Raw genomic sequence first — 23,810 nt, forward strand, 5'->3', positions numbered from 1 at the left:
CTTGTGGGCGGATGTGTACATCCTGCCAAAACATGTTACCGGCGTCGCAAGCTTGGAATACGGGTACCCAAACAGTCTGCTGCTTTTCTGGGTGTCTTTGCGTCTTCGCGAGAAACCGGCTTTTGCCTCTGCCGTCATTTGGTCCCGAAAATCCGATCCCCGGCATCACCCAGCCCCGGCACGATGTAGCCGTGATCGTTCAGGCCGGGGTCAATGGCGGCGGTGAAGACCGGCACGTCCGGGTGCTTGTCATGGAAGTGCTCAAGACCTTCCGGACAGGTCAGCAGGCAGACGAAGCGGATCGAGCGCGGGCTGGCTTCCTTGAGGCGCTCGACCGCCGCCACAGCCGAATTGCCGGTGGCCAGCATCGGGTCGATGACGATCGCATCGCGGTTGCGCATGCCTTGCGGCATCTTGAAGTAGTACTCGACCGCGACCAGGGTCTTGGGGTCCCGATACAGGCCGATATGGCCGACGCGCGCACCGGGAACCACCGCGCGCATGCCTTCCAGAAAGCCCAGGCCGGCGCGCAGGATCGGCACGAACACGATCTTCTTGCCGTCGATCACGCGTGAGCGCATCGGGCCGATCGGGGTTTCGATGTCGATCTCCTGCATCGGCATCTCGCGCGTGACCTCGTAGGCCATCAGCGTCGCGATTTCGCCCATCAGCCGGGAGAACGTATTGGTGCTGGTGGACTTGCGCCGCGCCAGCGTCAGCTTGTGCTGCACCAGCGGGTGCTCGATGACGGTGACTTCGCCTTGCATGAATGCTCCTGGTCCTAGAAAACGGTGCCGTCGGTCTCGATGGACAATGGCGGCAGGCCGCTCCGAAGTTCCATTGCGAGCTGCCGCCCGGCACCCCAGGTTCCGCCTTGCAAGAGTGATGCGAGCGGCAGTTGTTGTGCATCCAGCTTCAACAGTCCGCGCACCGACTCGGCCAGCTTGTCGATCAGGCAGACGGTCAGCGCCCGCCATTCGATCACCAGTTCATCACCGACCTGCCAACTGCGCGGTCCGCGCGCGGCGTCTCGAAGTTGCAACCAGCCACTGTCAATCAGCAGGCCGCCGTTGCGGTACTCCGGCAAGGCTGTCAGCGCATCGAGCCCCGCGACCTCGAATCCGGCGGACTCGAACGGTTCGACCAGTGAATAGGCGAGCCATTGCGAGAGCTTGTGGAACGGGGCCCAGCCAGTCGAACCACCACGGCCGCCGGCATTGCGGTGCCGCCAGACATCGCCGAGCGGCGTGTCGTCGAGCCGCGACGGTGTCAGCCAGACGCTGCTGAAATGGTCGAGCAGCGCACGCAACAGCTCGGCGGCCTCGATCGTGGATCCTTGCGTCTTGCCGGCCAGCAGATCAAACAGCGCACCCGGTCTCGCCGGGCCGCCGAATACTCCGAATATCGATTCCTGGACTTCCAGCGCCTCGCCGAGGCGACGCAGCAGCGCAGCGCGACCTTCCAGGCCGAGCAGCGGATTGTCGGGACTGAGCTGGAACAGTTTGGCCAGATGCGGCGCATCGATGCGCTGCAGCCCCCGCGCATCCGCCTGCAAGGGTTTGCCGCGCTCGGACGAAAATGCCCCATTCACGAAAGCGTGAAAGCTGGCCACGCCGAGTCCTTCGGACCGTGTGTGGATCGTTCCGCCGGGTTCCTGCCAGCGCCACTGGGCGCCGGCGCCGGCGTCGAGCAACACGCTGACCACGGCCAGGTCCAGGCTGGCGCGCGCCAGTGCTTCGTCCTGCCCGGGGCCGATCAGGCTGCGCAGTGTCTGCATCCGATCGATACCGCCGGCTTCGAAATGTCGCCAGCGGCTGTGATAGGGGACGTTCAGCCCGGGATATTGGCGGAGCGTCAACTCGGCGACGAGCCTTGCGGTGTATGCACAGCGGCTGTCGTCGATACGGAACCAGACCGAGTCGCCGGCTTCCACCGCGGCGGTGATGTTGGCGCAGCGCTCGCGGATCGTGGCCGCTTCGCGCAGGGTACGCACCGCCTCGGACGGCTCCGGGTTCACAGGCCACGGCCCTTGATGGCGCTCAGGGTGTCCAGATCGAGCCGTTCGCCTTCGGTGTAGTAGCCGGCCGCCATCTTCGCCTCGATTTCGACACGGGCGTCGGCTGGAACCAGTTCGTCCGGAATCTGCACGCGTTCGCCGACCTCGATGCCGGAGGACGTGATGGCGTCGTATTTCAGGTTGCTCATCGACACCAGCCGATGAATCCTGCGCACGCCAAGCCAGTGCAGCACATCCGGCATCAGTTCCTGAAAGCGCATGTCCTGCACGCCGGCCACGCATTCGGTGCGCAGAAAATAATTGTCTGCGGTATCGCCGCCGGCCTGACGTTTGCGCGCGTTGTAGACCAGGAACTTGGTGACCTCGCCGAGCGCGCGACCTTCCTTGCGGCAGTAGACGATCAGGCCGACACCGCCACCCTGCGCGCTCCGGATACATTCCTCGATCCCGTGCGTGAGGTAGGGCCGGCAGGTGCAGATGTCGGAGCCGAACACGTCCGAGCCATTGCATTCGTCGTGGACGCGGCAGCTCAGCGGTTTGCCGGTATCGGCGAGATCGGCCGGCTCGCCGAAGATGTAGGCGGTTTGACCGCCGATCGGCGGCAGAAAGACCTCGAGATCGCTGCGCGTGACCAGTTCCGGGAACATGCCGCCGGTTTCTTCGAACAGCGCGCGCCGCAGGTCCGATTCCACCACGCCGAAGCGCTGTGCCACACCCGGAAGCCACCACACCGGTTCCAGCGCGATCTTGGTGACGCGTGCCGAGCCGCTGTCGAGCAGGAACCGGCCATCGGGGACGAGTCGGCCGGCTGCGATCGCCTCACGCAGTTCCGGCAGATCGATGTGCGCCTGAGTGATGGCGATCGTCGGGCGGATGTCGAAGCCGGCCGCGATCTGCTCGGCGTAGATCTCGGCGACATCGGCACCGAACGGGTCGAGCGAGACGATGCGTTCGGGGTCGAACCACTGAGGATAGGGGCCGACGCGGTCGGTGGGTCGGGTATCCGTGAGGTCGGCGCGGTGACCGCGCGGCAGCGCATTGGCGGCGACGGCCAGCGCGCGATAGATGCCGTAGGCGCCGCTGTGCGAGCCGATGACGTTGCGCCTCAGGCGATTGGTGACGGTGCCGATGACCGGCCCGCGCGTCAGTGGGTCGGGCGCACCCCACTGGATCGACAGCAGTTCCGCGTCGCTCGCGGGGGGATGCGAGGTCAGGCGGATGTGACCTGGACGGCCTGATGTGTCGTCGGCGCTCATGACGTATTCCCTTGAGGCAACGTCCGATGACGATACACCAGTCCGATCAGGGTCAATCGCGATTCAGCGCATCGACCTTGGCGGCGCAGATGAAATCGTTTTCGGTCAGGCCATTGGCGGCGTGGGTCGAATAGCGGATGGAGCAGGTCTTGTAGCCGAACTGGATGTCCGGGTGATGATCCTCGCTGTGGGCGATCCAGATCACGGCGTTGATGAAGGCAGTGGTTCGCCAGTAGTTCTTGAACTCGAAATGGGCTTCGATGTAGCTGGCGTCGTCGGCCAGGGTCCAGTTGGCGCGCAGCTTCTTCATCAGCACGCCAGCGTCGGCGTGGGACAGCGGCTGGGTGCCACCTTCGCAGGGAACGCAGCGGCGTTGGACAAGTTCGGTCATGGATTCTCCTTGGGCACCGGGGCGTTTTCAGCCGGCGAGAACGTGCGAGGGCGGCACGAAGATCGTCGAGATCCTCGATGCCGACCGAGAGGCGGCACAGGGTATCGCTGATGTCTTTGCCGTGCTCTGGTTCGGCGACGGGTCGACCTGAATTGCACGCGTGCCGACGCCTTGTTTGTTCATGCGAAAGCTCCCGCTTCAACCCTTGTAGGTATGCGCCGACAGCGCAACGCGTTCGGCCAACGAGCGTACGGCCATGATCAGAAAATTCGAAAGATCCGAGCCTTCCAGATAGTTCGCCGAATGCAGGTTGGAGACGCGGCCTTCGGAGACGAAGCGGAAGGCATTGCCCCAGCGTTCTTCGTGATGAGGGTCGTAGACGGCGATCGGGATGCCTTCGTTCTGCTTGAGCAGCGAGAAGCACGGGATATCGGTGTAACCGTCACCGACGAAGATCATGTGATCCAGCGGCACCGGCTGGTGATCGCGCGACACCTTGCGGTTGACCTCGAACGGCTTGCCTCGAAAGGCTGTGCCGGTCAGTCCCTTCTGGATGTGGAACAGGTAGCGCGTCTTGTCGGTAAAGCTCACCACGCGCTTTGGAAAGATCGCGTGGCCCGCCGGGTCGTAGTGCAGTTCCGAGGCCCATATTTCGGTGAACTCGTGGGCGATGCGGGTCGAGCGCAAGACGTCGCCCAGCCCGCTGGAAATCACGTAGAACTCCAGACGCAGCCTGGGGTTGGCCTTCTTCGCGGTCGCGCGAAGTCTGTCGAACAGGGTGTCCACGCCCGCATGCAGCGGCGCTTCTGCGCCCCAGGTCGATAGCGATTCCTGCGTGATCGGGCCAATACGGCCGCTTTGAGCGGCCTCTATCATCTTGTACAGGTAGGCCGGTACCGGGTCCCAGTCCTCTGCATAGAGGCTGCCGACCTCTTCTTTCCAGAATCGCGACAGGTCGTCGATGCCGGATTTGCGCAAATAGCCGCTGGTAGTGTCCGGGGCGAGGGTGTCGTCGAAGTCGAATACGACAGCGATGGTGTCGTGCATGGCGCCTTGGGTGTCTACGGGTGGAATGAAGCTGCTTGCGCAGGTCGACTCGCGTGATCAGGCCAACACACTGTAGGACTCGTCGTGGGCGTGGGGAACCTCAGTATCTGGGCAGTATCTGGGCAGTATCTGGGCAGCATCCGCCGCAGCATGTGCAATCTCCAGACAATCTTCCGGGAATGGATTTTTTCACATTCGGCGCCAGGGCGTTTCGCTTCCAATGCCCATCCGGGCATGAGCGTCTAGCGCAGACAGACGCGTGCACAAGGCAGTCAATGATACCGCTTGGACCTGGTTCGCTATCGGATACAGCTCGGTTCCGCCATAAACCACCCAACGTTGCTCTGGTTCAATATCCTCGCAGGCCAGATGAAATCCACGGTCCAGCTTGGGGGCAAGGCTGCGCTTGATTTCGATGGCCCAGGCCTGGGCATGTCCCGGCAACTTCAGGACAAGGTCAATTTCCGCGCCCGCTGCAGTGCGATAGAACGAAGCTTCAGTGCCGATCGGCGCGGCCGCCACCAGGGACTCGACCGCCAGACCTTCCCAACTCCCGCCGGACACGGGATGAGATAGCAGGGCCTCCCTGTCTCCGATGCCCAAGAGGGCATGAACCAGCCCACTGTCGCGCACGTAGGCTTTGGGCGACTTCACAAGGCGTTTGCCGGCGTTGCTGTGCCAAGGGGGGAGACGGCGCACGAGCAGCAAGTCGACCAACAGGTCGAGATACGAGGCAATGGTTTTACCGTCCACGGCGAGCGAACGGGCGAGCGCAGCGGCGTTGAGCAGGCCACTCTGTTGATGCGCAAGCATGGTCCACAGGCGGCGCAGGGTTTCTGCCGGAATACGCGGCCCTAGCTGGGGAATATCCCGCTCCAGATAAGTGCGAATGAAATCCGAGCGCCAGCGCAGGCTGGCTGCATCCGATGCGGCCAGCAGACTCTCGGGGAATCCCCCGCGTAGCCACAGTGCGTCCAGGCGATCCGCGCCAGCTTCGCCGGCATGGACCGGCGACAACTCCAGATAGCGGATACGCCCCGCCAGCGATTCGCTGGCTTGCTTCAAGAGCTCGATGGAAGCTGCGCCCAATAGCAGGAAACGACCGTTTCCTCGACCATGCCTTCTGCCCGCGTCGATCAGGCCGCGCAGGCTTTGAAACAGCTGTGGTACGCGTTGAATTTCGTCGAGAATCACCAACTTGTCTTCATGCTGCGGCAGATAGAGTCCCGGCTCGCTTAGCTTTGCGCGATCCTGTGCAGACTCCAGGTCAAGGTAGACCGAAGCCTCGTCCTTGCCCACCGTCAGCGCCAGTGTGGTCTTGCCAACTTGCCGCGGGCCAAGCAGAGCGACGGCCGGCGATTCCGCCAGCGCAAGACGTACCTCAGCAAGCAAGTTGCGAGCTATCATCATTGCAATTATGGAGTACATATCCATGATTGCAAGGTTGAATGTGGGCGGTGCATGGTGCGCCGACCGTCCCGGAACGGAGTTGTCGCAGTCCAATGCAATCCCTACGGCTGTCTGGTTCTGGTTCTGGTTCTGGTTTGGGCGCAGGCGCATGTGAGACAGTCCGCCGAGCTTGGCACCCGGCATTTGTTAGCATTGATACGCATGAGACCCCCGACGCCATGAAAGCCGAAGCCAGCCACCTGATCTGGATTGACCTGGAGATGACCGGGTTGATTCCGGAACGCCACCGAATCATCGAAATCGCGACCGTCGTGACCGACAGTCATCTCAATGTGCTGGCCGAAGGGCCGGTGCTGGCGCTGCGCCAGCCAGCTACCGAGCTCGACGCGATGGATGAATGGAACACCACCCAGCACGGCCGCTCCGGCCTGACCCAGCGTGTGCGCGACAGCAACGTCGACGAGGCGAGGGCGGAGCGCGAAACCCTGGAATTTCTGAATCGCTGGGTGCCGGAGCGGTCCTCGCCGATGTGCGGCAATTCGATCTGCCAGGACCGTCGTTTCCTGGCGCGCTGGATGCCGGCCCTGGAGCGTCACTTCCACTACCGCAATCTCGACGTGAGCACGCTCAAGGAATTGTGCTGCCGCTGGGCGCCGGCGGTGGCCCGTGGGCACCGCAAGGAATCGCGTCATCTCGCGCTGGACGACATCCGCGATTCGATCGAGGAGCTGCGTTACTACCGCGAGCATTTCCTGCGTCTGCCGACGCCCGCCGTCTGAACAGACTGTCCGAAACGATCGTGGTATTGATGCCATCCTTCTGTCCATTGCCCCGCTGAAAAATCATGGAGCTGATACGGGGACTCGCCAATCTGAAATCGCGGCACAGCGGCTGTGCGCTGACGATCGGTAATTTCGACGGCGTTCACCTGGGCCATCAGGCCTTGCTGGATCAGGCGCGCGAAATCGCGCAGGGTCTCGGTCTACCTTCTGCGGTCATGAGCTTTGATCCCACGCCGCGCGAATACTTCGCCCGTGATGAGGCGCCGCCGCGTGTCGCCACGCTGCGCGACAAGCTCGCGCAAATCCAGGACCGCGGGATCGACCGCCTGCTGTTGGTGCGCTTCTGCAGGCGTTTTGCCTCGCAGAGCCCGCAAGCCTTTGTCGAGGAGCTGCTGATCCGCCGGCTCGGTGTGCGTGCGCTGGTGGTCGGTGACGACTTTCGTTTCGGCCGTGGGCGTGCCGGAAATCTGGAACTGCTCGGCAAGCTGGGGACCGAACACGGGATGATCGTGGAAACCCTGGGATCGGTTGATGTCGATGGACTGCGCTGTAGCTCCACGGCGGTACGCGGGGCGCTGGGCGCGGCCGACTTGGCCGCTGCCGCGAAGCTGCTGGGGCGCCCCTATTCGATCCGCGGCGTGGTGCGGCATGGCCGCAAGCTGGGTCGCGCTCTGGGCGTACCGACCGCGAATATCGCTTTCAAGAAGCGCATGGCCTTGCGCTACGGTGTCTATGCCGTGCGGGTGCAACAGGCGAACCGGCAATGGACCGGAGTTGCCAATTTCGGCGTGCGTCCGACCTTGGGCGGCGAGCAGCGACTATTGCTGGAAGTCCATGCGTTTGCAGACACGGGCGAGCTTTATGGGCGACAATTGCGGGTTGAATTCTCCCGGTTTCTGCGGCCGGAGCAGCGTTTCGACTCGCTGGACGCGCTCAAGACGCAGATTCGGCTTGATGCCGATGCCGCGCGGGACCATTTCTCCATCGCCTGATCGTCAAAACCGAGACGCGGCCCGCGCGACGGTTTCGATCGAGGCCCTGACCGATTCGACGCCGTGAGCAACGAGCAAGACTACAAGAACACGCTGAACCTGCCGAAGACCGATTTCGCGATGCAGGCCAATCTGGCCAAACGCGAACCGGCCTGGATTGCGGCCTGTGAGTCCGAAAAGCTCTACGAGCGGATCGAGGCTGAGACCCGCGATCGCCCCGTATTTCGCTTTGTCGACGGCCCGCCGTACGCGAATGGCGACATCCACATCGGCCATGCCGTGAACAAGGTGCTCAAGGACATGATCCTCAAGTCCGCGCGCCTGGACGGCTATCGCGCGCCGTTCACGCCGGGCTGGGACTGCCACGGTCTGCCGATCGAACTGCAGGTCGAGAAGAAGCACGGCAAGGTCGGCGTCAAACTGGATGCGGCTGCGTTCCGCGCGCATTGCCGCGAATACGCCGGGCAGCAGATCGACCGTCAGCGCGAGGACTTCAAACGGCTGGGAATTTTCGCCGACTGGGATCGTCCTTACCTGACGATGCAGCCGGCATTCGAGGCGGAGCAGCTGCGGGTGCTGGCTCGTATCGTCGAGCGCGGCCATGTCGTGCGCGGCTTCAAGCCGGTGCACTGGTGCCTGGATTGCGCCTCCTCACTGGCCGAGGCCGAGGTCGAATATCAGGACAAGCAGTCTTTTGCCGTTGATGTGCGGTTCGCGACCGCGGACGCGGCCGAGTTGAACCGCCGCTTTGGACTCGATGGCGAGGCCCCGGCCTCGTACGTGATCTGGACGACCACGCCGTGGACGCTGCCGGCGAATCAGGCCATCACGGTTCATCCTGAACTGGAGTACGGGCTCGTTGAGATCGGCGGCGAACACCTCGTGCTGGCGACCGGTCTGGTAGAGGCCTATGCGGCGCGCGTGGGTGCCACCGAAGCGCGGATGCTCGCCACGATCAAGGGCGCGGCGCTGGAAGGCGCACGCGCGCGGCATCCGTTCGCGGGGCGTACGGTGCCGCTGATACTCGGCGAGCATGTGACGCTGGATGCCGGCACCGGCCTGGTCCACACCGCGCCGGCGCACGGCGTGGAAGATTACGGTGTGGGCCGCGAATACGGCCTGCCGGTCGACAATCCGGTGCAGGGCAATGGTGTGTTCATCGACGGCACGCCGCTGGTCGCTGGCCAGCACGTGCGCAAGGTGGACGCGTTGATCCTCGACGCGCTGTCGGCCCAAGGTGCCTTGGCCCACAAGGCCACGATCACGCACAGCTACCCGCATTGTTGGCGTCACAAGACGCCGCTGATCTTCCGTGCCACGCCGCAGTGGTTCGTATCGATGGACGTGGCCGGGCTGCGCAAGGACGCGATCAGCGAGATCGAAAAGACCCGATGGCTTCCGGCCTGGGGCGAAAGCCGTATCCGCGAGATGGTGGCGGGGCGCCCAGACTGGTGTATTTCGCGTCAGCGCTACTGGGGCGTGCCGCTGGCGGTGTTCGTGCACCGGCAGAAGCAGGAGCTGCATCCCGAAACGTCGGCGCTGCTGATGAAAGTGGCGGAACGTGTGCAAGCCGAGGGACTCGAGGCCTGGTTCGGCTCGTCCGTCGAAGACTGGCTCGGCGCGGAAGCGGCGGACTACGAGAAATGCCCGGACACGCTGGACGTCTGGTTCGACTCCGGTGCCGTGCATCAGTGTTCATTCAAATCGGTCGATCCCGAAGCGCTGGGCGCGGACGGGCTGGCGCCGCAGGCGGACCTGTACCTGGAAGGCTCGGACCAGCACCGCGGCTGGTTTCAGTCCTCGCTGCTGACCTCGGTGGCGATGCGCGGCCGGGCGCCGTATCGCGAGGTGCTGACGCACGGCTTCACGGTCGACGCGCAGGGACGCAAGATGTCCAAGTCGCTCGGCAATGTGGTTGCGCCACAGACCGTGCTCAAGACCTTGGGCGCCGATGTCTTGCGCCTGTGGGTGGCGGCCAGCGACTACTCGGGCGAGATCGCGGTCTCCGACGATCTGCTCAAGCGCATCGCCGATGCCTATCGACGCATCCGCAACACCGCGCGCTTCCTGCTCGGCAATCTGCATGACTTCGATCCGGCCGGTGATGCCGTACCGGTGGATCGGATGCTGGCGATCGATGCGCATGCGCTGGCTCAGGCCGCGTCACTGCAGACGCAGATCAGCAAGGCGTATCAGACCCGCGAGTTCCATCAGGTGTACCAGCGTCTGCATAACTACTGTGTGGTGGACCTGGGCGGCCTGTATCTGGACGTGCTCAAGGACCGGCTCTACACCCTGCCGCAGGCCAGCGAAGCGCGTCGGTCCGCGCAGACCGCGATGTTCCACATCAGTGAAGCCTTGGTGCGCTGGATCGCGCCGATCCTGTCGTTCACGGCCGATGAGATCTGGCAACTGCTGCCCGGTGAGCGCAAGGCCAGCATCTTTACCCAGACTTGGCACGCGTTCCCGATGGCCGCGCCGCAAGCTGCGATCGACTGGAAGCGCTTGGTTCTGGTGCGCGATGCGGTCAAGAAGGAACTCGAGGATGCGCGCCGGCGCGGTGAGATCGGCGGATCGCTGGACGCCACGGTGCGGCTGCATGCCACGGGCGTGCTTCAGGAAGCGCTGAGCGGCGTCGCCGCCGAACTGCGCTTCTGGCTGATCACATCGGATGCGGAGCTGGTCGCCGAGCCGCTGGAGGACGCGATCAAGCTCGACAATGGCGAACTGCTGGGCATCAGCATTGGCCGTAGCGAGTCCGAGAAGTGCCAGCGTTGCTGGCATCGCCGGCCCGATGTCGGCCAGCATGCGGCGCATCCGGCGCTGTGCGGGCGTTGCATCGACAACGTGGACGGCGTCGGCGAGACGCGGCGCTGGGTCTGATGCGCGCCGCTTCCCTGGCTTTCGCGGCCGGCGCGGTCGGCGCCCTGCTCAACAGCCTGGCAGTGTGGGCGGCCGGACACTACGGGCTGACGGCGCGGATCGGTGTGGCCATCCACCCATCGTTCAGCGCGGCCTGGCTCTATCCGCGTATCGTATGGGGCGGGTTATGGGGCCTGCTGCTGTTGTTGCCGCTGGCGCCCGGACGTACCCTGATCCGCGGCTTGGTGGTCAGCCTGGGACCGAGTCTGGCGCAGCTGCTTTTCTTCTTTCCGCAACAGACGTCACACGGACTGGGTGGTTTGGGTCTGGGCCTGCTGACACCGGCCGCGGTCCTGATATTCAATGCGATCTGGGGCATCTCCGCCGCCTACTGGATTCGATCCACGGGACGCTAATGGAATTTCGATACAAGAATGTGTACTGGCTGTGGCTCTCGGCTGCGGTCATCCTGCTGGATCAGATCACCAAGCAGTTGATCGTGCGCGGGCTGGACTGGTACGAGTCGATTCCCGTGATTCCGTTCTTCAACATCGTGCACATGCGCAATACCGGCGCGGCGTTCTCGATGTTCGCCGAGGCCTCGCCGGTCGTGTTCATCGCGCTGGGCGTGGCGGTGTCGATCGGCATCATGTGGTGGCTGCGGCGCAATCCGCGCGGGCAGCTGCTGGTGGCGGTCGCGCTGTCGCTGATACTCGGTGGTGCGCTCGGCAACGTCATCGACCGCGCCACGCGTGGGCACGTGGTCGATTTCATCGATTTCTACGTCGGCAACTGGCACTTCGCGGCTTTCAATGTTGCCGACTCCGCGATCAGCGTGGGTGCCGCCCTGCTGATTCTGGACATGGTGCTGGATAGCTTCCGGCAGAAGCGCGGCAAGGCCCGCGCAGGAGCCTGAATGAAGATACTGCTCGCCAACCCCCGCGGTTTCTGCGCCGGCGTCGACCGCGCCATCGAAATCGTGAAACGGGCGATCGAACAACTCGGCCCGCCGGTCTACGTTCGCCACGAGGTGGTCCACAACCGCTTCGTGGTGGACCGGCTGCGCGGACTCGGTGCGGTGTTTGTCGAGGAAGTCGATGAAGTGCCGGAAGGCGCAATCTGCATCTTCTCGGCCCACGGCGTGTCGCAGGCCGTGCGCAGCGACGCGCGCATACGCGGCCTGACGGTGTTCGACGCGACCTGTCCGCTGGTGACCAAAGTACACATCGAGGTCGCCAAGTATTCGCGTGAGGGGCGGGAGGTGGTGCTGATCGGCCATCGCGGCCATCCTGAGGTCGAAGGCACGATGGGCCAGTTTGACAGTACCTGCGGTGGTGCGATCTTTCTGGTCGAAACCGTGGACGACGTGCAGCGGCTGCCGGTGCGCAAGCCGGACCGTCTGGCCTACGTCACCCAGACCACGCTGTCGATGGACGACACCGCGCGCATCATCGACGCGCTGCGCGCCCGTTTTCCACAGGTGCACGGACCGCGCAAGGACGATATCTGCTACGCCACCCAGAACCGCCAGGACGCCGTGAAGTCCCTGGCCCAGCAATGCGATCTGGTACTGGTGGTGGGTTCGCGTAACAGTTCCAATTCCAACCGCCTGCGCGAGCTCGCCGAACAGCGTGGGGTAGTCGCGCATCTGATCGACGGTCCGGACGACATCAATCCCGAATGGACCTGCGGCAAGCTGCGCATCGGCGTCACGGCGGGTGCCTCCGCGCCCGAGGTCCTGGTGTCCGAGGTCGTGAACCGTCTGCGCGAATTGGGTGGCGAATTGGCCGAGGAGCTGAAGGGGCGCGAGGAAAACGTGGTGTTCTCGCTGCCACGGCCCTTGAACCGTGTGGACAGGGAACGCTAAGGCCCGCGTTATTTTTGCCCCGCGTTATTTTTGCTTTGTGATCCGGCAGCAGCAGTGGCCGAGGCGCGTTTCAGCCGGCGCAGGGAGTATCGGTTTCGCGCAGGCTGACACGTCCAGAAAGTTGCGTGCTGACTTCGCGCGGCTGAAGTTTTTCGCTGTCCGGCTCGATCATGAAGCACACATTGCCGCTGGTCCTGCCCGAGGCGCGATAGACCACCCGGGTGATGTCGGTCGCCGGGATGACAGAAACGCCGGCGCCGACGGCGTCGAATACCGCGATGAAGTCCTGATCGCAGGACGCGCCCACTAGCCAGCCGTTGTTCCAATCCTGATCGCTGCTGCCGCAGGCCAGATCCGCGCCGCTGCTTCGCGGGAATACCGAAATCTCGGTATTGCGCGCAATCGCCTCCGAGCGCGCCTGGGCGAGCGCGCCGTACAGCTGAGTCGAGGCCGCTGAACGCTGGGACGACAGCAGATAGAGCCGGAAGCTGGGGATTCCGATCGCCAGCAGGATGGCCAGCACCGCGATGGCGGTGAGCAGTTCTACGAGCGTGAAGCCGGACGAAGCACACGAAGCCGGATGCCCCGGGCCTCCAGAGCGCGCCACAGTCATGCGCCTCAGCGCCAACACAACAACCGCGCTTCGGCGGCCGTGTGACCGGTGGCCGTGGCCGAGCGCTGCCCGTTGTAGGCGACGCTCAGGGAAAGGCACTCGTCTTTGGCCTGCCGCCCTTTTGGCACCGCCTGGATGCCGTCGGCGAGCAGACTCAGGAGGTAGATCGAGTCCTCGTCGGCGCTGGCCACGTACTGTCCGTTTCGTTGAAGGTAGACCTTGGTCGCGTCGATTGCGACCAGCGGCTCGAAACTGCCGGCATAACTGCGTCGTTTGATGTGAAACGCCTGCTGCCGCGAAGCAAGGTCGGCCAAGGCGGTTGTTGCCAGATCCCGCTGCGACTTGCGAATGTACTGCTGGTAGGCCGGAAGTGCGATCACGGTCAGGATCGTTGCAATGGCGACGACGATCATCAGCTCGATCAGCGTGAAACCGTGCGGGGTGCCCCGTGGAGCAGTGGCGGTCTGTCGGGCGTTGGCCATGGCTCAGTGACCCACCCAGCTCGTACTTCCGCCATCCGGCAGCAGGCGCTTCTTTGTCGTCGACTTGGAACCGAACTCGTAGCGAATTTGCAGATTCCCGTCCTTGACTTGCTTGCCCATGCTGTCCGCCCGAATCGAGACGCAGTTTCGAGAAGGACAATCCGCTTCCGACTCGATGGACAATCGATACAGGCCTTCATTTCCACATGAGTAGGCATTGCCGGCACTCGGAAATATCTCGTTCGCGGATTCGGGATAACGCCCGATCCTGGTGTAATAGCTTTCCGCACGCCCCAGGGCATCGATCAGGCATTTTTGCCCAAGCGCACGATCGGCGCGCAGGCGATACTCGACGTAGGAGGGGTAGGCGATCATCGCAAGAATGCCGACCACGGCCACGGCGATCATCAACTCGATCAGGGTTACGCCCAGTTCGTGACGTGCTGGACCTGCTGCTGTCGCCGCGTGTCGTGCGGAGGGCCACATGCTCAAAAGCGCTCGCGCCAGTCAATTTCACCGCTGCGCGCGCGTTCCGTGACCAGGCCTGTTTCATTCACGATGGCGCCCGTTGAGGTCTGCGTGAAAATTGTGATGCCGCGTTGGTCACGCGCTACGCCGGTATGCAGGCTTGGCGAGGACGCAAGCCCGGCCCCAATCGTGACTTGGCGGATGCCGATGTCGAGTGTTTGTCCATCAACGGTGCTGGTCGTTGTGCCAAAGGTCGGAAGTGCGGCCTTGGGCGCCCCGGTCTTGTAGTACAGACCGTAGAGCTGGCTCGTGCCTTCGCCTCCGCACAGGTCGGTGCTCGGCGTGAACGCCGAGGCGAACAGGATGTCGCCCAGCAGGGACATCTGCGTGACGCTGCGTTCAGCCACGCCGGGCAGTTCAAGATCGAGCCTCCAGCCACCGTTCTTGACGGCCAGGGTCGACAGCGCACCTTCGCTGCCGACGCCGATCACGTTCGTCACGCTGCCATTGGTGGCTACGGTCGCGTCAGATACGTCCACGAAATTCGAGAAATTGTACAAGGTCGACGTGCCGATTGAATTGGACGAGTCGACTGCACCAAAAAGATACTGCTGCGGGGTTGAGGCCTTGTCCGGGTCGCCGAACAGTCTGCCTGTTCCTGCGAAGACCCATCGATTTCCTTGTGGGTCGAAAGTGACCGTCGGCGTTGACACGCTGGCCGTCCCCGGGTCGACCATCACCCGAGGTGCTGCCCAGTTGGCGGTTGCGCGCTGCTCCTCACCAACGCCATTTGCGAGCTGGAATTTGAAGAGTTTGCCGGAAGGGGCTGCGGCATCGCCGCCGATAGTCCCGAAGTAGACGCTATCCGCCATGAAGTCGAGATCCCAATCGACGGTGACGGGGTCGCCGACAAAGCTCTTGCTGGCCGCATTTCCGAGGTCGTAGGGTTTGCCATTGACCAGTTTCATGGATTTGAGGTCGAGGACATAGAGCAATCCGCTGCGCGTGCTTTCGGCGTCCGTGATATTGCTCGAAATCGAATTGAGATTGTCGGGGCCGGATCCAAATACCAGATACCAGTCATCGTCGATGCTGGCGCCGGCCTGATTGCCGCGCTGGCTCATCGCGATCACGGTGGGGAACGAGGTCGTGAAGCCCAGGTCCGGATCACTGAATTCCGCCAGGAGCGTGGGCGCTTTCTCCGGGTTGGTCACATCGAGCAGCACGATTGCGGAGTGCGTTTCGAGCTTGCGCTTTTTTGCCTGATTCTGGGACCAGTTGCTGAACGCTGAGAATGCATCCGCGTAGTTCCCGGCGGGCAGCGTCAGGTCGCCGCCGCCGAAGCGGAAGCCGATCGCCAGCACGGTGCCCCATCCGTTGGGGTGGTCGCTGTCGTCGTTGAAAATGCGGGCATCGAAGACGCGTGGTTTGGCATCGACGTACCAGACATGGGGATAGTCGGGATCGCTCAACCAGGTCAGATGGGGCAGCAGGTTGTAGGGTACGTAGGCCCAAAGCTCCGAGCCCAGCGGGTGCGCCGTCTCGCCGTTGTAGCTGGTCTTGAATTGAGTGTTCTCGGCGTCATAGAAGCCGGCGTTAAAGGCATGCAGCATGCCGTCGTTGGCGCCCACGTAGACGACGTTGCGACGGTTCCGGTACTTGCGTCGGAATTCGCCGTAGCTGGCATCGTCGTAGAGCAGGTCGAAGGCTTCGGATGGCGCGGCCGCCACCGTGGGCGTCGACTGCACGATGTCGCCCAGGCGCATCGTTTCGGGTGTGCCGTCTCCGTCATAGTCCAGCGTGCGCGGTCGCAGATTGAGGCCACTGACGCCGGATTGGTCGTCGCCGCGTATGTACTTCACCAGTTTGTCCGCAGTATCGGAGCTCGGCGCATTCAGGACCCCGTACGTACCCGAGGCGCTTCCGAAGCTGGCCGGGACAAACGGCTTGATTTCCCCGGAGTCGACGGAGCCGTTCTGGTTGAGGTCCAGGAAGGTGAAGATGTACCGACCGGTCGTGGCCGAGCTGCCGTACGGGCGTTGCGTATTGATGTTGGAATTGCTGATGGCGGCCAGACGTTCACGCGCGTCCCACAGGGTTCTGAGATCGTCGATCGACACCACGGACGAGGTCGTGGCTGAATCGGCGGGGTCCCCGGAATAGCGGCGAACCTTGGTCTTGTGCTCCTGCTGGTTGGCGCTGGAATCGTCGAAGAACAGCTCCACCACCGGATCGGTGCCGTAACCGTCGAGCACCGCGTCCTGATCGCCGTCCTCGCGCAGGTAGCCGTTGGAATCGACCCAGAGCGAGTGCAGCGAACCAAGCCAGCGAACTTCGTTGCCGTCCTTGTCGGATCGCGTGGGTTCGAACAGCGCTTGATAGATCGCACCTTCGCCTTCGCGCGCATTGGCCACTACCGAGGCCGCGGTGCCGGCTGCAACGCGGCCGATGATCTGGTCGAATACACGCCGCAGCTGCGCTTCCAGCTGACGCGGTTCCACGGCATGGAAATAGTTGTCCGGGTCCCCGTCCGGATTCGGGTTTCCGTCCGCGTCCACATTGTCCCATTCAGCCAGACTGCTTGGTTTGTTGTCGCCGTCGAGATCGTCGAAGCCACCCCACTTGGCCGCGTACCAGAGCGGATCCTTGAGCAATTCAGCATCTGAAGCACCGATTGCATAGGTGTAAGACGTTGAGTCTTGGCTTATTTGGCAGCCATTGCCGGCCGAACAATCTGTTGCGCCGGTAGGGTCGGTGTATCGATAAGGAGTGCTGGTGCTGTTGCCGTTGTTGTCGCCGCCGCCGCCGGAGTGGTAGTGGGCACCGTCCTTTGTGGTGCCGCTGATGATGTAGCCGAACCCCATACGGGCCGAACCACCGCTGTAGCCAATTGCATCGGTGGTTACTGTGATTTCGGACGCCGTGATCTTGTAGTCGATCACCCCCCACATGTCCTGATCGTAGTCACCGCCCTGCTCACCGTTTTCCCAGTTCACGTAGAACTTCCCCGAACCCACGCCGGCGGATTCGGAATAGGGCTTGACGATTTTGAAGTCGACGATCGCACAGGCGCCACTGAGTCCGCTGACCGTGCTGCCGTTGGCATTTTTTAGATCCAAGTTCTGACAGGAAGGCAGCAGGAGAACTGAGTCGCCGCCGCCCGGAACGGGAATGTGTACTTGAGGAGTCGCTGACGCGAGATTGACTGCATACATCTTGACGGTCTGCACACCGTCGACGTCGTCGTTAATGTCGTTGAGGTGCGCGTAGTGCGCGACCCCTGCGATCTTGAACGTGCCTTCGACGCGTGGCGCCTCAGGGCAGAGCCCTTTCACGGCACCAAGCGAAGAGACGGTCTTGGCGGTGCACACTTGATGACCGGCGTCACCTTGGGAAGTGCTGCCATTTTCGCCGACGAAAAACTTGTTGCCGTAGACGCCTTCGCCAGCGCCGACGATATCGGTCAACTGGGCTGCGGTCAGGGTTGATCCAATGCTGCCAACTCCGTCGGAATTGCCATCCAGCTCATCGCCGTCGTACGAGATCGTGCTGTTGTTGAACGCAACCACATTCAGGGAGGCGCACGAGTTACTGTCTTCGATTGACGGCTTGATGTTGGTGGGTGGGTTGAGCCCCGGAATTTCGTTGGAATCGTTCGATTGGAAGTCGCCAATTGTTTTGCCCCGTCCATAGTAGTTAATGGCTTGGAAGAAGCCTTCGCCGAACGGGTTTCCCCAGTTCTGACAGGTTCCACTCCCGAACTCTGCGAGTCGAAACGTGCAGTTGTCGTTGCTGTTGCCTTTGACTCCGTAAGTGCCGTCATCATGGCTATACTTGATGATGCGGTAGAGCGACAAGGCGTTGACGATTCCGTTGGATTTGGACGGTTGACTACCGACGCCGTTGAGACCGGCCACCTTGATGAATCGTCCGTCGACGCTGACGTTGATCTCATCAGTGAAGGGCTCGGCGTTTTTCATGATCGCGCCCCCGCTTTTGTTCTTGGAATAGCTGCCGGCGATCAGGCCGAACCACATGCGTTCGCCGTCCCCGTATTCCTGCAAGAGACCGATCGGCTTATAAGTACCGTCCGGATATTTCTTGCATCGATCGCCTTCTTCGAAATTTGTTGTGCACACTTCTATACGGACAACGTAATCGCCTTTGGCGACGCCAGTGCCAAGCGCAATGTTGGAACGGTCGGGATTCGAGCTTGCGGCTGCGATGCCGGAATAGGTGAGATCGTTGCCGTTACTGGCGCCTTTTTCGTCACTCCAGAGGCACTGCCACCGCTCATTCGCAGCCCAAAGTGAGTAATTGCCTTCGGCTACCCGAATCAACGGTGGCGCAGTCACTTCCCCTGATGTTTTGGAGAAGCTGGAGTCCAGAGTGGTGTTGCAGATCGTGATGCCGTTGGCTTGGCCGCTGCCACCTGAGGGAGGGTTGAATGGTGTGAGGTTGTCGATGTCCGAGCCGTTGTAATACTTTGCCCAGGAATGCGCGTCGTTCGGAAGATAGGTTCTCTCGAGGACGGTCAATGCAGGTTGATCGTAGGAGATAGAATTGTCGATGCTCCGTTTCCCCCCGAACAGTATCTTGCGAACTGCATCAATGCGGGCCATTGTCGCCCAGTTCAGGAAGTTTCCAGACCAGTTTCCGGAGCAGTATTTTGCGGCGAGATTGGTACTACTGGCAGCGCTGTCTGACTCAACCTTGTCGTATTCGGTTGTCGGAACGAAGCGTTGTGAAGTCGTGCTGTAGTCATAGCACTTGTAGCTGTCGAAATAGCCGTAATAGTCGAAGCCGTGGTTGTAGGTGACTTCATTCGGTTCGACGTTGCCGTCACGGTCCAGGTCGACGTAGTCATTGAAAGCCTTCATGAACAGTTGATGATCCTTGGCCAAAGTGATCATCGCCTGAGGAATAGCCGAGTCCACGCTCGTGACCGGTAGGCTCGTGTATTTTACGACCGAATCCGATGAGATGTGCTCAAGTCCGCCGGCAAGTGCAAAACCGGGTACCAGCGCAATCAGTGCGACCGTGAGACGAAAGATCAATTTGGATATAAGAGCGCTCATCTTCGATGCCTAATTTCTAATGACGTGACGATACATCGCGGACGTTCGGGTTGCGGCCTCGGACTTGCCGGCTGTCGGGGTGCTGTCCAGTCCACGGCTTGAGATCAGGAAGAAAATGTTTCCGCCGCTGGCTGCCGCCGCCTTGCCGGTTCCCTCGTAGCCGGCGACCATCGCGGCGCCGGCGCCCGGCGCCAGGTCGGTTCGGACCTTGAATACCGCCATGTCGCTGTGGACCCGGATCGGGTTGCTCGAATCCTGTCCTGAGAGCGTGACCGAGCGTTCGTAGCGTGCATCGGTCTGTAACGCGTCCTGCTTCAGTATGCAGCTGGCGGCGCCGCCGCATTCCTCGTTGCCGAGGTACCACTGGCGCGGGCGTCCGCCCTTGTCCGGCTCGACGGTGTACCAGCCCGCCTTGATCCAGCTGATCAGCGGGTCATAGTCGAACTCCCCGTCGGTAATCTCGCTGTCCGGGTCCACCGTCCTGGGCCAGCCCCGGCTGAAGATATGCGCCTCGAGGGCCGGGACTGTCAGTAGCCGGGGTGAATCCGAGGATTCGAAGGACTCGATATGCAGCACCTGATTGGTGCTCATGTCCAGTTCGAGACCGGACACGCGCAAGGCCAGCACGCCGACCAGCGCCAGCACCCCAAGCAGAATCAGGGCCGTGAACAGGGCAAAGCCTCGGGCGCGATGCTTCATTGGCGTGTCCTGTTCCTCAGCTGGAAGTCGCGAACGAACAATTTTCTTGGATAGAACCGTTCGCTGGCCGCGGGCGTGAAGTCGTACGCCCCGGGCATGGCATAAACGTTCGTATCCGCGTCGCGTGCGTCGCGCGTATCGCCGCGTGCGACGATGCCCACCCGCACGCTGATGACCCGCGCCCAGTCGGCCGTGGCGAGCGCACTCGCGGCGGCGTAGCGGTCGACGATGTCGTTGCTGTCGGTATCCAGGCCGTAGGCGATCTGCAGTTGTTCGATACCTTCGACCAGCGGTTGCGAATTCGAGGTGTCGGACGCATTGATGTACAGCGTTGGCCGATCGACCCCGCCACTTTTGAATGTTGCGATGTAGTAGGCCGCCCCTCGCACACCATAGTTGAAGACGCCGTTGGACTGGTCTCCCGACAGCGCCGCCTTGGCCGCATTTCGTTGCGCAGGTGCGAATACCAGCCCGCCGCGGCCGACGATCCCTCTGAACAGCAGGGCCGGCATCTCGTCGGCTGGATCCGAGACGAAGCTGGATTCGTCGATCAGATTGTTCGGGTCGGCGTGGCGGATCACCAGCACATCGGTCTGCGCCTGATAGCTCGACACCGTGCAAGTCGGCAGCGGCGAGCTGGCGGCCCCGTCATAGCCGCCGATGCCGTAGCGATAATCGGCAAACCAGCTCAGGCTGCAAGGGGCAGCGCTGTCGGAGATCAATTCGGGCGGCAAGGCGGCTTGGCCGGCGACATCGACGCCGCCCCAGAAATCGGCATGACGAAGATCGCGGCCCAGGGCGTCGAGCGCGAACCGGGCGGATTCCTGCATGCGTGCCGAACTCTCCTGCACGCGGTAGCCGTGTTTGCTCTGTACGAATATCTCGATCACGCCGGCGATCAGCAGCAGGCCGAGCACCATGGCCACCATGAGCTCGATCAACGACAAACCCAAAGCGCTTGATCGCCTCATGGAATGTGAATCAGTCGAAAGCACCGAAGACTGCCGCTGCTGTCCGGGTCGCAATCATATTCCTTGGCGTCGCTGCGTTCGGTGTCCCAATACACCGTGATGACTCTGGGACTGTTGTCGGTGCACGGGGTATCGGAACAGCGGACGCTGAACGTTCCGCTGGCCAGGGCAACCGGGGCGTTGACCTGCTTGTTGGCGTTGATCGCCCGCAAGGCGGTATCGAACCGGTCGAGGTCCCAGGTGGCGAGCTCGGTCGGGCTGCAGTTCGCCAGCGCGCAATCGGTGGCGGGGCTGTTGGGCGTGACCCCGGCAGCGACAGCGTAGTCATCCTGCAGAACCCCCTCGCGATTGGCTCGCATGCTTTCCGAGAGGTTCTGGGCGAGAAGCGCCGCCTGGGTATATTGAATCGACAGGTAGTTGTTCTGGAGCGCAGAGCCTTGGAGTGCGGCAATCCCGAGCAAACCGATCGCGATGATCACGATCGCAACGAGTACTTCAATCATCGATACGCCGCGAGAATCCGATCGAAAACTTCGGTTCGGGAAGCGCATGTCAGCAATTCCCGCTGGCGTCCGGCGTGCATACCGATGGGCGTCCCATCCAGTTGATCGTCAGCTTGCGTGTCGCTGCCGATTCCCCGTTGGGCGTCAGCAAAAAGGATCCGAACGGACTCGCGCGACCATCCGACCCATACACGATCATGTTTCTTCCGCCATTCCAGCTCACCTTGCTGCGCGGTGCGAGCGGCGACTCGACGGCGATCAACGTCTCCTCGTCGACGCCGGTCGCGGTGCTGTCATAAGTACCGTCCCCGTCCGTGTCCAAAAAGACGAGCACACCGTCCGCCCAGGTGGCCGTCGTGCTGCAGCTGAGGCTGTCCGCGGTCTTGCACGCCGTCACGGACTGGTTGCGTTTGATGGCTTCGCTACGCGTCAGTGTCATCATGGTCAATAGGGCGTTGACTTCTGATGAAGCGCGATTGTTTCGGACGATATCGATCATCGAGGGCAGGGCGGCAGCGACCAGGATGCCGAGCACGGCGATCGTCACCAACATTTCGATCAGGGTGAAACCCCGGTCTTCTGCGGTGCGCTGCATTGTCCCCCAGCTGCCGATACCGCCCATTTCTCGTCCCAGTTCCCCAAGCTGTATTTCAAATCCGCTTTGCGTATACTTCGCGCCCTCTTTTAGGGCCGGCGTAGCTCAGTTGGTAGAGCAACGCATTCGTAATGCGTGGGTCGGGGGTTCGACTCCCTCCGCCGGCACCACATTGATTGTCGCACGCTGTGCGCTAGTGAATCTGACGGCCCAGTCGGTCGAAAAATCCCCCATTTCCGATTAGCGTGAATCCTGCCATATCCGTGGCGGAATTGTACCGGGCGTTTGAACGTCGTCGAGGCGGAACGCGTGTTTCGGCCGACACCGCAGCGTCGTGCTGCGCGCATCTGGTTGAACCGTTGATTTCGCCCGTGGGCTCGAAGTCGCCCGGCCCGCATGCGCCTTTTCCGAAAGGACACCGCCCACTGTGCTTGTGGCATCGATTGGGAGAGGATGGGCAAAGGCCGTAGGCCGTGCCCATCCTGGGATTTTCTGAGCGCCTTGCACTGCTCGGTGGGGTGTCTTTTCTGCTTGTAGCGCCGGTACCTCAAGCCCTATGAGCTTCCACCACTCCTGCGCCTTTGCCGTGGAGACTCGCGATGCCAAGGGCTAGATCCAAAAGCGCTACCCGAAAAACCGGATCATGACGCCCTGCGACCGACTGCTCGCCATCCCAGACATCGTCTCCCAGCTCAAGCCCGACCTCACGCCCGCGCACCTCCGGAACACCGCCAGGACCATGTCCGATTCCCAAACCACCCAAGGCCTCAACACCGCACGCCATACGCTCTTCGCTTCCTTCTCACCGCGATCCCGCGCTACCGCCTGACTCATCGCTACACATCGATGCGTTCAGACTCATTTGGGGATCGGAAAATACTCCGGAGCGTGGACAAGTGTCGGATTTCTTGTATTTTCTGCGCTTTACAGTGGATTTTCCGCCGCATACACTGCAATCACTCGTACCGCCCAGGGATTCTGAGGGAGATCAATGGGCGCAGCACCCGCGAGTCACTTTTTGAGACGAGCGTTCTGCGGTGTGTTCGCCGGTCGGGATTGTTTCGCGCTTACCCTCGCCGCTAGGGCGGCGGCGCACTGAATGATCGAAGTTCTGAACTATTCCGAGGGAGCACATTCATGCTGAAAAAAGCACGCGACAAAATCTCGAAAGCGCTTAAATCGTCAAAATCTGCGAAAAAGGCTGTTGCCAAGGCCGCAAAGAAAGCTGCCGTGGTCGTCAAGAAGCCCGTCGCGAAAAAGGCCCCGGCGAAAAAAGCCGCCGCCAAGAAGGCCGCAGTCAAAAAGCTCGTGGCGAAGAAGGCGGCAGCCAAGAAGGCTCCGGCCAAGAAACTGGTCGCCAAGAAAGCCATCGTCAAAAAGCTGGCCACCAAGAAGGTACCTGCGAAGAAAGTCGCCGTGAAAAAGGCGGCAGCGAAGAAGGTCGTGGCCAAGAAGGCTCCGGCCAAGGTCGCGGTGAAGAAGGCCATCGTCGCCAAGGCGCCAGTCAAGATGCCGACCAAGACCGTCACCAGGGCGCCCACCAAAGTGGTCAAGCGTCCCACTCGCGTAAAGCCTTCCCCGAATTCGCGCGCCGCGCTGGCAACCAGCAAAGCCAAGAAGGCCGGCGCGACGCCAAGCGCAGGAACACCGATGCCGACAGCGGCGCCGGCCGAACCGTCTATGACACCGGCAACGGAAACTCCCAAGGATTCGTCCGGCGAAAGCTGAGCCCCGGTTTCCGGCAGCGCAGAACGGCCGGGCATCAGCCCGGCCTGTT

Annotated in this window: 22 protein-coding genes and 1 tRNA gene; 9 read left to right on the forward strand and 14 right to left on the reverse strand. The window is 62.2% G+C overall.

The genetic code is table 11. The features are described 5' to 3' along the window. Nucleotides 1–134: 134 nt before the first annotated feature. Genes upp through RM530_RS02885 form a run of 4 tightly spaced genes read right to left on the reverse strand, consistent with a single transcriptional unit; the run spans nucleotide 135 to nucleotide 3,664 of the window. Complete coding sequence (gene upp, locus RM530_RS02870; RefSeq protein ID WP_311363704.1) at nucleotides 135–767, reverse strand: uracil phosphoribosyltransferase; 633 nt, start codon at nucleotides 765–767, stop codon at nucleotides 135–137. A 14-nt stretch (nucleotides 768–781) separates the two neighbouring features. Then, nucleotides 782–2,017: a DUF1688 family protein gene (locus RM530_RS02875; RefSeq protein WP_311363705.1), complete on the reverse strand. Its 1,236-nt coding sequence runs from the start codon at nucleotides 2,015–2,017 to the stop codon at nucleotides 782–784. Next, nucleotides 2,014–3,273, reverse strand: coding sequence for a GTP cyclohydrolase II (locus tag RM530_RS02880; RefSeq protein ID WP_311363706.1), 1,260 nt, complete (start codon nucleotides 3,271–3,273; stop codon nucleotides 2,014–2,016). The genes RM530_RS02875 and RM530_RS02880 overlap by 4 nt, the downstream gene beginning before the upstream one ends. Nucleotides 3,274–3,325: 52 nt before the next feature. Then, nucleotides 3,326–3,664 carry a 4a-hydroxytetrahydrobiopterin dehydratase gene (locus tag RM530_RS02885; RefSeq protein WP_311363707.1) on the reverse strand — a complete coding sequence of 113 codons (339 nt, stop codon included), beginning with the start codon at nucleotides 3,662–3,664 and terminating at the stop codon, nucleotides 3,326–3,328. Here RM530_RS02885 and RM530_RS02890 point away from each other — a divergent pair. Further along, complete coding sequence (locus tag RM530_RS02890; RefSeq protein WP_311363708.1) at nucleotides 3,663–3,815, forward strand: hypothetical protein; 153 nt, start codon at nucleotides 3,663–3,665, stop codon at nucleotides 3,813–3,815. The genes RM530_RS02885 and RM530_RS02890 overlap by 2 nt on opposite strands. A gap of 47 nt (nucleotides 3,816–3,862) precedes the next feature. On the opposite strand, the gene RM530_RS02895 is transcribed toward RM530_RS02890, so the two are convergent. Both RM530_RS02895 and RM530_RS02900 read right to left on the reverse strand, forming a co-directional pair. Beyond that, on the reverse strand, nucleotides 3,863–4,711 hold the full coding sequence (locus RM530_RS02895; RefSeq protein ID WP_311363709.1) for an HAD family hydrolase: 849 nt from the start codon (nucleotides 4,709–4,711) through the stop codon (nucleotides 3,863–3,865). A 189-nt stretch (nucleotides 4,712–4,900) separates the two neighbouring features. Continuing rightward, nucleotides 4,901–6,118 (reverse strand): ATP-binding protein, encoded by a 1,218-nt coding sequence (locus RM530_RS02900; protein WP_349256163.1) that lies wholly within the window; start codon nucleotides 6,116–6,118, stop codon nucleotides 4,901–4,903. Between the two features lie 221 nt (nucleotides 6,119–6,339). Here RM530_RS02900 and orn point away from each other — a divergent pair, with 221 nt between their 5' ends. From orn to ispH, 6 genes are all read left to right on the forward strand, one after another. Then, nucleotides 6,340–6,900, forward strand: coding sequence for an oligoribonuclease (orn, locus tag RM530_RS02905; RefSeq protein ID WP_311363711.1), 561 nt, complete (start codon nucleotides 6,340–6,342; stop codon nucleotides 6,898–6,900). A 65-nt stretch (nucleotides 6,901–6,965) separates the two neighbouring features. Then, nucleotides 6,966–7,895 (forward strand): bifunctional riboflavin kinase/FAD synthetase, encoded by a 930-nt coding sequence (gene ribF / locus RM530_RS02910; protein ID WP_311363712.1) that lies wholly within the window; start codon nucleotides 6,966–6,968, stop codon nucleotides 7,893–7,895. A gap of 120 nt (nucleotides 7,896–8,015) precedes the next feature. Further along, nucleotides 8,016–10,778 carry an isoleucine--tRNA ligase gene (ileS, locus tag RM530_RS02915; protein WP_349256164.1) on the forward strand — a complete coding sequence of 921 codons (2,763 nt, stop codon included), beginning with the start codon at nucleotides 8,016–8,018 and terminating at the stop codon, nucleotides 10,776–10,778. Beyond that, nucleotides 10,778–11,173, forward strand: a complete 396-nt coding sequence (locus RM530_RS02920) for a hypothetical protein (protein ID WP_311363714.1) — start codon at nucleotides 10,778–10,780, stop codon at nucleotides 11,171–11,173. The genes ileS and RM530_RS02920 overlap by 1 nt, the downstream gene beginning before the upstream one ends. Next, nucleotides 11,173–11,673 carry a signal peptidase II gene (gene lspA / locus RM530_RS02925; RefSeq protein WP_311363715.1) on the forward strand — a complete coding sequence of 167 codons (501 nt, stop codon included), beginning with the start codon at nucleotides 11,173–11,175 and terminating at the stop codon, nucleotides 11,671–11,673. The genes RM530_RS02920 and lspA overlap by 1 nt, the downstream gene beginning before the upstream one ends. Then, on the forward strand, nucleotides 11,674–12,624 hold the full coding sequence (ispH, locus tag RM530_RS02930) for a 4-hydroxy-3-methylbut-2-enyl diphosphate reductase (RefSeq protein ID WP_311363716.1): 951 nt from the start codon (nucleotides 11,674–11,676) through the stop codon (nucleotides 12,622–12,624). A 70-nt stretch (nucleotides 12,625–12,694) separates the two neighbouring features. Here ispH and RM530_RS02935 read toward each other — a convergent pair whose 3' ends face one another. From RM530_RS02935 to RM530_RS02970, 8 genes are read right to left on the reverse strand one after another with little or no spacing between them, the layout of a single operon-like run. Further along, nucleotides 12,695–13,237, reverse strand: a complete 543-nt coding sequence (locus tag RM530_RS02935) for a GspH/FimT family pseudopilin (protein WP_311363717.1) — start codon at nucleotides 13,235–13,237, stop codon at nucleotides 12,695–12,697. A 5-nt stretch (nucleotides 13,238–13,242) separates the two neighbouring features. After that, nucleotides 13,243–13,719 carry a type IV pilin protein gene (locus RM530_RS02940; RefSeq protein WP_311363718.1) on the reverse strand — a complete coding sequence of 159 codons (477 nt, stop codon included), beginning with the start codon at nucleotides 13,717–13,719 and terminating at the stop codon, nucleotides 13,243–13,245. Between the two features lie 3 nt (nucleotides 13,720–13,722). Next, nucleotides 13,723–14,205, reverse strand: a complete 483-nt coding sequence (locus tag RM530_RS02945) for a type IV pilin protein (protein ID WP_311363848.1) — start codon at nucleotides 14,203–14,205, stop codon at nucleotides 13,723–13,725. A gap of 2 nt (nucleotides 14,206–14,207) precedes the next feature. Beyond that, complete coding sequence (locus RM530_RS02950; RefSeq protein WP_311363719.1) at nucleotides 14,208–19,265, reverse strand: pilus assembly protein; 5,058 nt, start codon at nucleotides 19,263–19,265, stop codon at nucleotides 14,208–14,210. Nucleotides 19,266–19,274: 9 nt separating this feature from the next. Further along, entirely contained in the window at nucleotides 19,275–19,964 is a 690-nt protein-coding gene (locus RM530_RS02955; RefSeq protein WP_311363720.1) for a pilus assembly PilX family protein, read from the reverse strand. Next, nucleotides 19,961–20,935, reverse strand: coding sequence for a PilW family protein (locus tag RM530_RS02960; protein ID WP_311363721.1), 975 nt, complete (start codon nucleotides 20,933–20,935; stop codon nucleotides 19,961–19,963). The genes RM530_RS02955 and RM530_RS02960 overlap by 4 nt, the downstream gene beginning before the upstream one ends. Beyond that, nucleotides 20,932–21,486, reverse strand: a complete 555-nt coding sequence (pilV, locus tag RM530_RS02965; RefSeq protein WP_311363722.1) for a type IV pilus modification protein PilV — start codon at nucleotides 21,484–21,486, stop codon at nucleotides 20,932–20,934. The genes RM530_RS02960 and pilV overlap by 4 nt, the downstream gene beginning before the upstream one ends. Before the next feature lies 1 nt (nucleotide 21,487). Next, nucleotides 21,488–22,060 carry a GspH/FimT family pseudopilin gene (locus tag RM530_RS02970; protein WP_311363723.1) on the reverse strand — a complete coding sequence of 191 codons (573 nt, stop codon included), beginning with the start codon at nucleotides 22,058–22,060 and terminating at the stop codon, nucleotides 21,488–21,490. 67 nt (nucleotides 22,061–22,127) lie between these two features. Between RM530_RS02970 and RM530_RS02975 the strand changes: the two genes are divergently transcribed. Next, nucleotides 22,128–22,203: transfer RNA gene (locus tag RM530_RS02975), tRNA-Thr, on the forward strand. Between the two features lie 967 nt (nucleotides 22,204–23,170). Then, nucleotides 23,171–23,761 (forward strand): hypothetical protein, encoded by a 591-nt coding sequence (locus tag RM530_RS02980; RefSeq protein WP_311363724.1) that lies wholly within the window; start codon nucleotides 23,171–23,173, stop codon nucleotides 23,759–23,761. The last annotated feature ends 49 nt before the right edge of the window (nucleotides 23,762–23,810 follow it).

Source organism: Banduia mediterranea (assembly GCF_031846245.1).
Classification (GTDB): Bacteria; Pseudomonadota; Gammaproteobacteria; order Nevskiales; family Nevskiaceae; genus Banduia; species Banduia mediterranea.

Excerpts from the sequence above, each read along its gene's own strand:
- upp (WP_311363704.1), bottom strand. The coding sequence starts at position 767 with ATGCAAGGCGAAGTCACCGTCATCGAGCACCCGCTGGTGCAGCACAAG.
- RM530_RS02880 (WP_311363706.1), bottom strand. The coding sequence starts at position 3,273 with ATGAGCGCCGACGACACATCAGGCCGTCCAGGTCACATCCGCCTGACC.
- RM530_RS02890 (WP_311363708.1), top strand. The coding sequence starts at position 3,663 with ATGGATTCTCCTTGGGCACCGGGGCGTTTTCAGCCGGCGAGAACGTGC.
- RM530_RS02885 (WP_311363707.1), bottom strand. The coding sequence starts at position 3,664 with ATGACCGAACTTGTCCAACGCCGCTGCGTTCCCTGCGAAGGTGGCACC.
- RM530_RS02895 (WP_311363709.1), bottom strand. The coding sequence starts at position 4,711 with ATGCACGACACCATCGCTGTCGTATTCGACTTCGACGACACCCTCGCC.
- RM530_RS02900 (WP_349256163.1), bottom strand. The coding sequence starts at position 6,118 with ATGATAGCTCGCAACTTGCTTGCTGAGGTACGTCTTGCGCTGGCGGAA.
- orn (WP_311363711.1), top strand. The coding sequence starts at position 6,340 with ATGAAAGCCGAAGCCAGCCACCTGATCTGGATTGACCTGGAGATGACC.
- ribF (WP_311363712.1), top strand. The coding sequence starts at position 6,966 with ATGGAGCTGATACGGGGACTCGCCAATCTGAAATCGCGGCACAGCGGC.
- ileS (WP_349256164.1), top strand. The coding sequence starts at position 8,016 with ATGCAGGCCAATCTGGCCAAACGCGAACCGGCCTGGATTGCGGCCTGT.
- RM530_RS02920 (WP_311363714.1), top strand. The coding sequence starts at position 10,778 with ATGCGCGCCGCTTCCCTGGCTTTCGCGGCCGGCGCGGTCGGCGCCCTG.
- lspA (WP_311363715.1), top strand. The coding sequence starts at position 11,173 with ATGGAATTTCGATACAAGAATGTGTACTGGCTGTGGCTCTCGGCTGCG.
- ispH (WP_311363716.1), top strand. The coding sequence starts at position 11,674 with ATGAAGATACTGCTCGCCAACCCCCGCGGTTTCTGCGCCGGCGTCGAC.
- RM530_RS02935 (WP_311363717.1), bottom strand. The coding sequence starts at position 13,237 with ATGACTGTGGCGCGCTCTGGAGGCCCGGGGCATCCGGCTTCGTGTGCT.
- RM530_RS02940 (WP_311363718.1), bottom strand. The coding sequence starts at position 13,719 with ATGGCCAACGCCCGACAGACCGCCACTGCTCCACGGGGCACCCCGCAC.
- RM530_RS02945 (WP_311363848.1), bottom strand. The coding sequence starts at position 14,205 with ATGTGGCCCTCCGCACGACACGCGGCGACAGCAGCAGGTCCAGCACGT.
- RM530_RS02950 (WP_311363719.1), bottom strand. The coding sequence starts at position 19,265 with ATGAGCGCTCTTATATCCAAATTGATCTTTCGTCTCACGGTCGCACTG.
- RM530_RS02955 (WP_311363720.1), bottom strand. The coding sequence starts at position 19,964 with ATGAAGCATCGCGCCCGAGGCTTTGCCCTGTTCACGGCCCTGATTCTG.
- RM530_RS02960 (WP_311363721.1), bottom strand. The coding sequence starts at position 20,935 with ATGAGGCGATCAAGCGCTTTGGGTTTGTCGTTGATCGAGCTCATGGTG.
- pilV (WP_311363722.1), bottom strand. The coding sequence starts at position 21,486 with ATGCGCTTCCCGAACCGAAGTTTTCGATCGGATTCTCGCGGCGTATCG.
- RM530_RS02970 (WP_311363723.1), bottom strand. The coding sequence starts at position 22,060 with ATGGGCGGTATCGGCAGCTGGGGGACAATGCAGCGCACCGCAGAAGAC.
- RM530_RS02980 (WP_311363724.1), top strand. The coding sequence starts at position 23,171 with ATGCTGAAAAAAGCACGCGACAAAATCTCGAAAGCGCTTAAATCGTCA.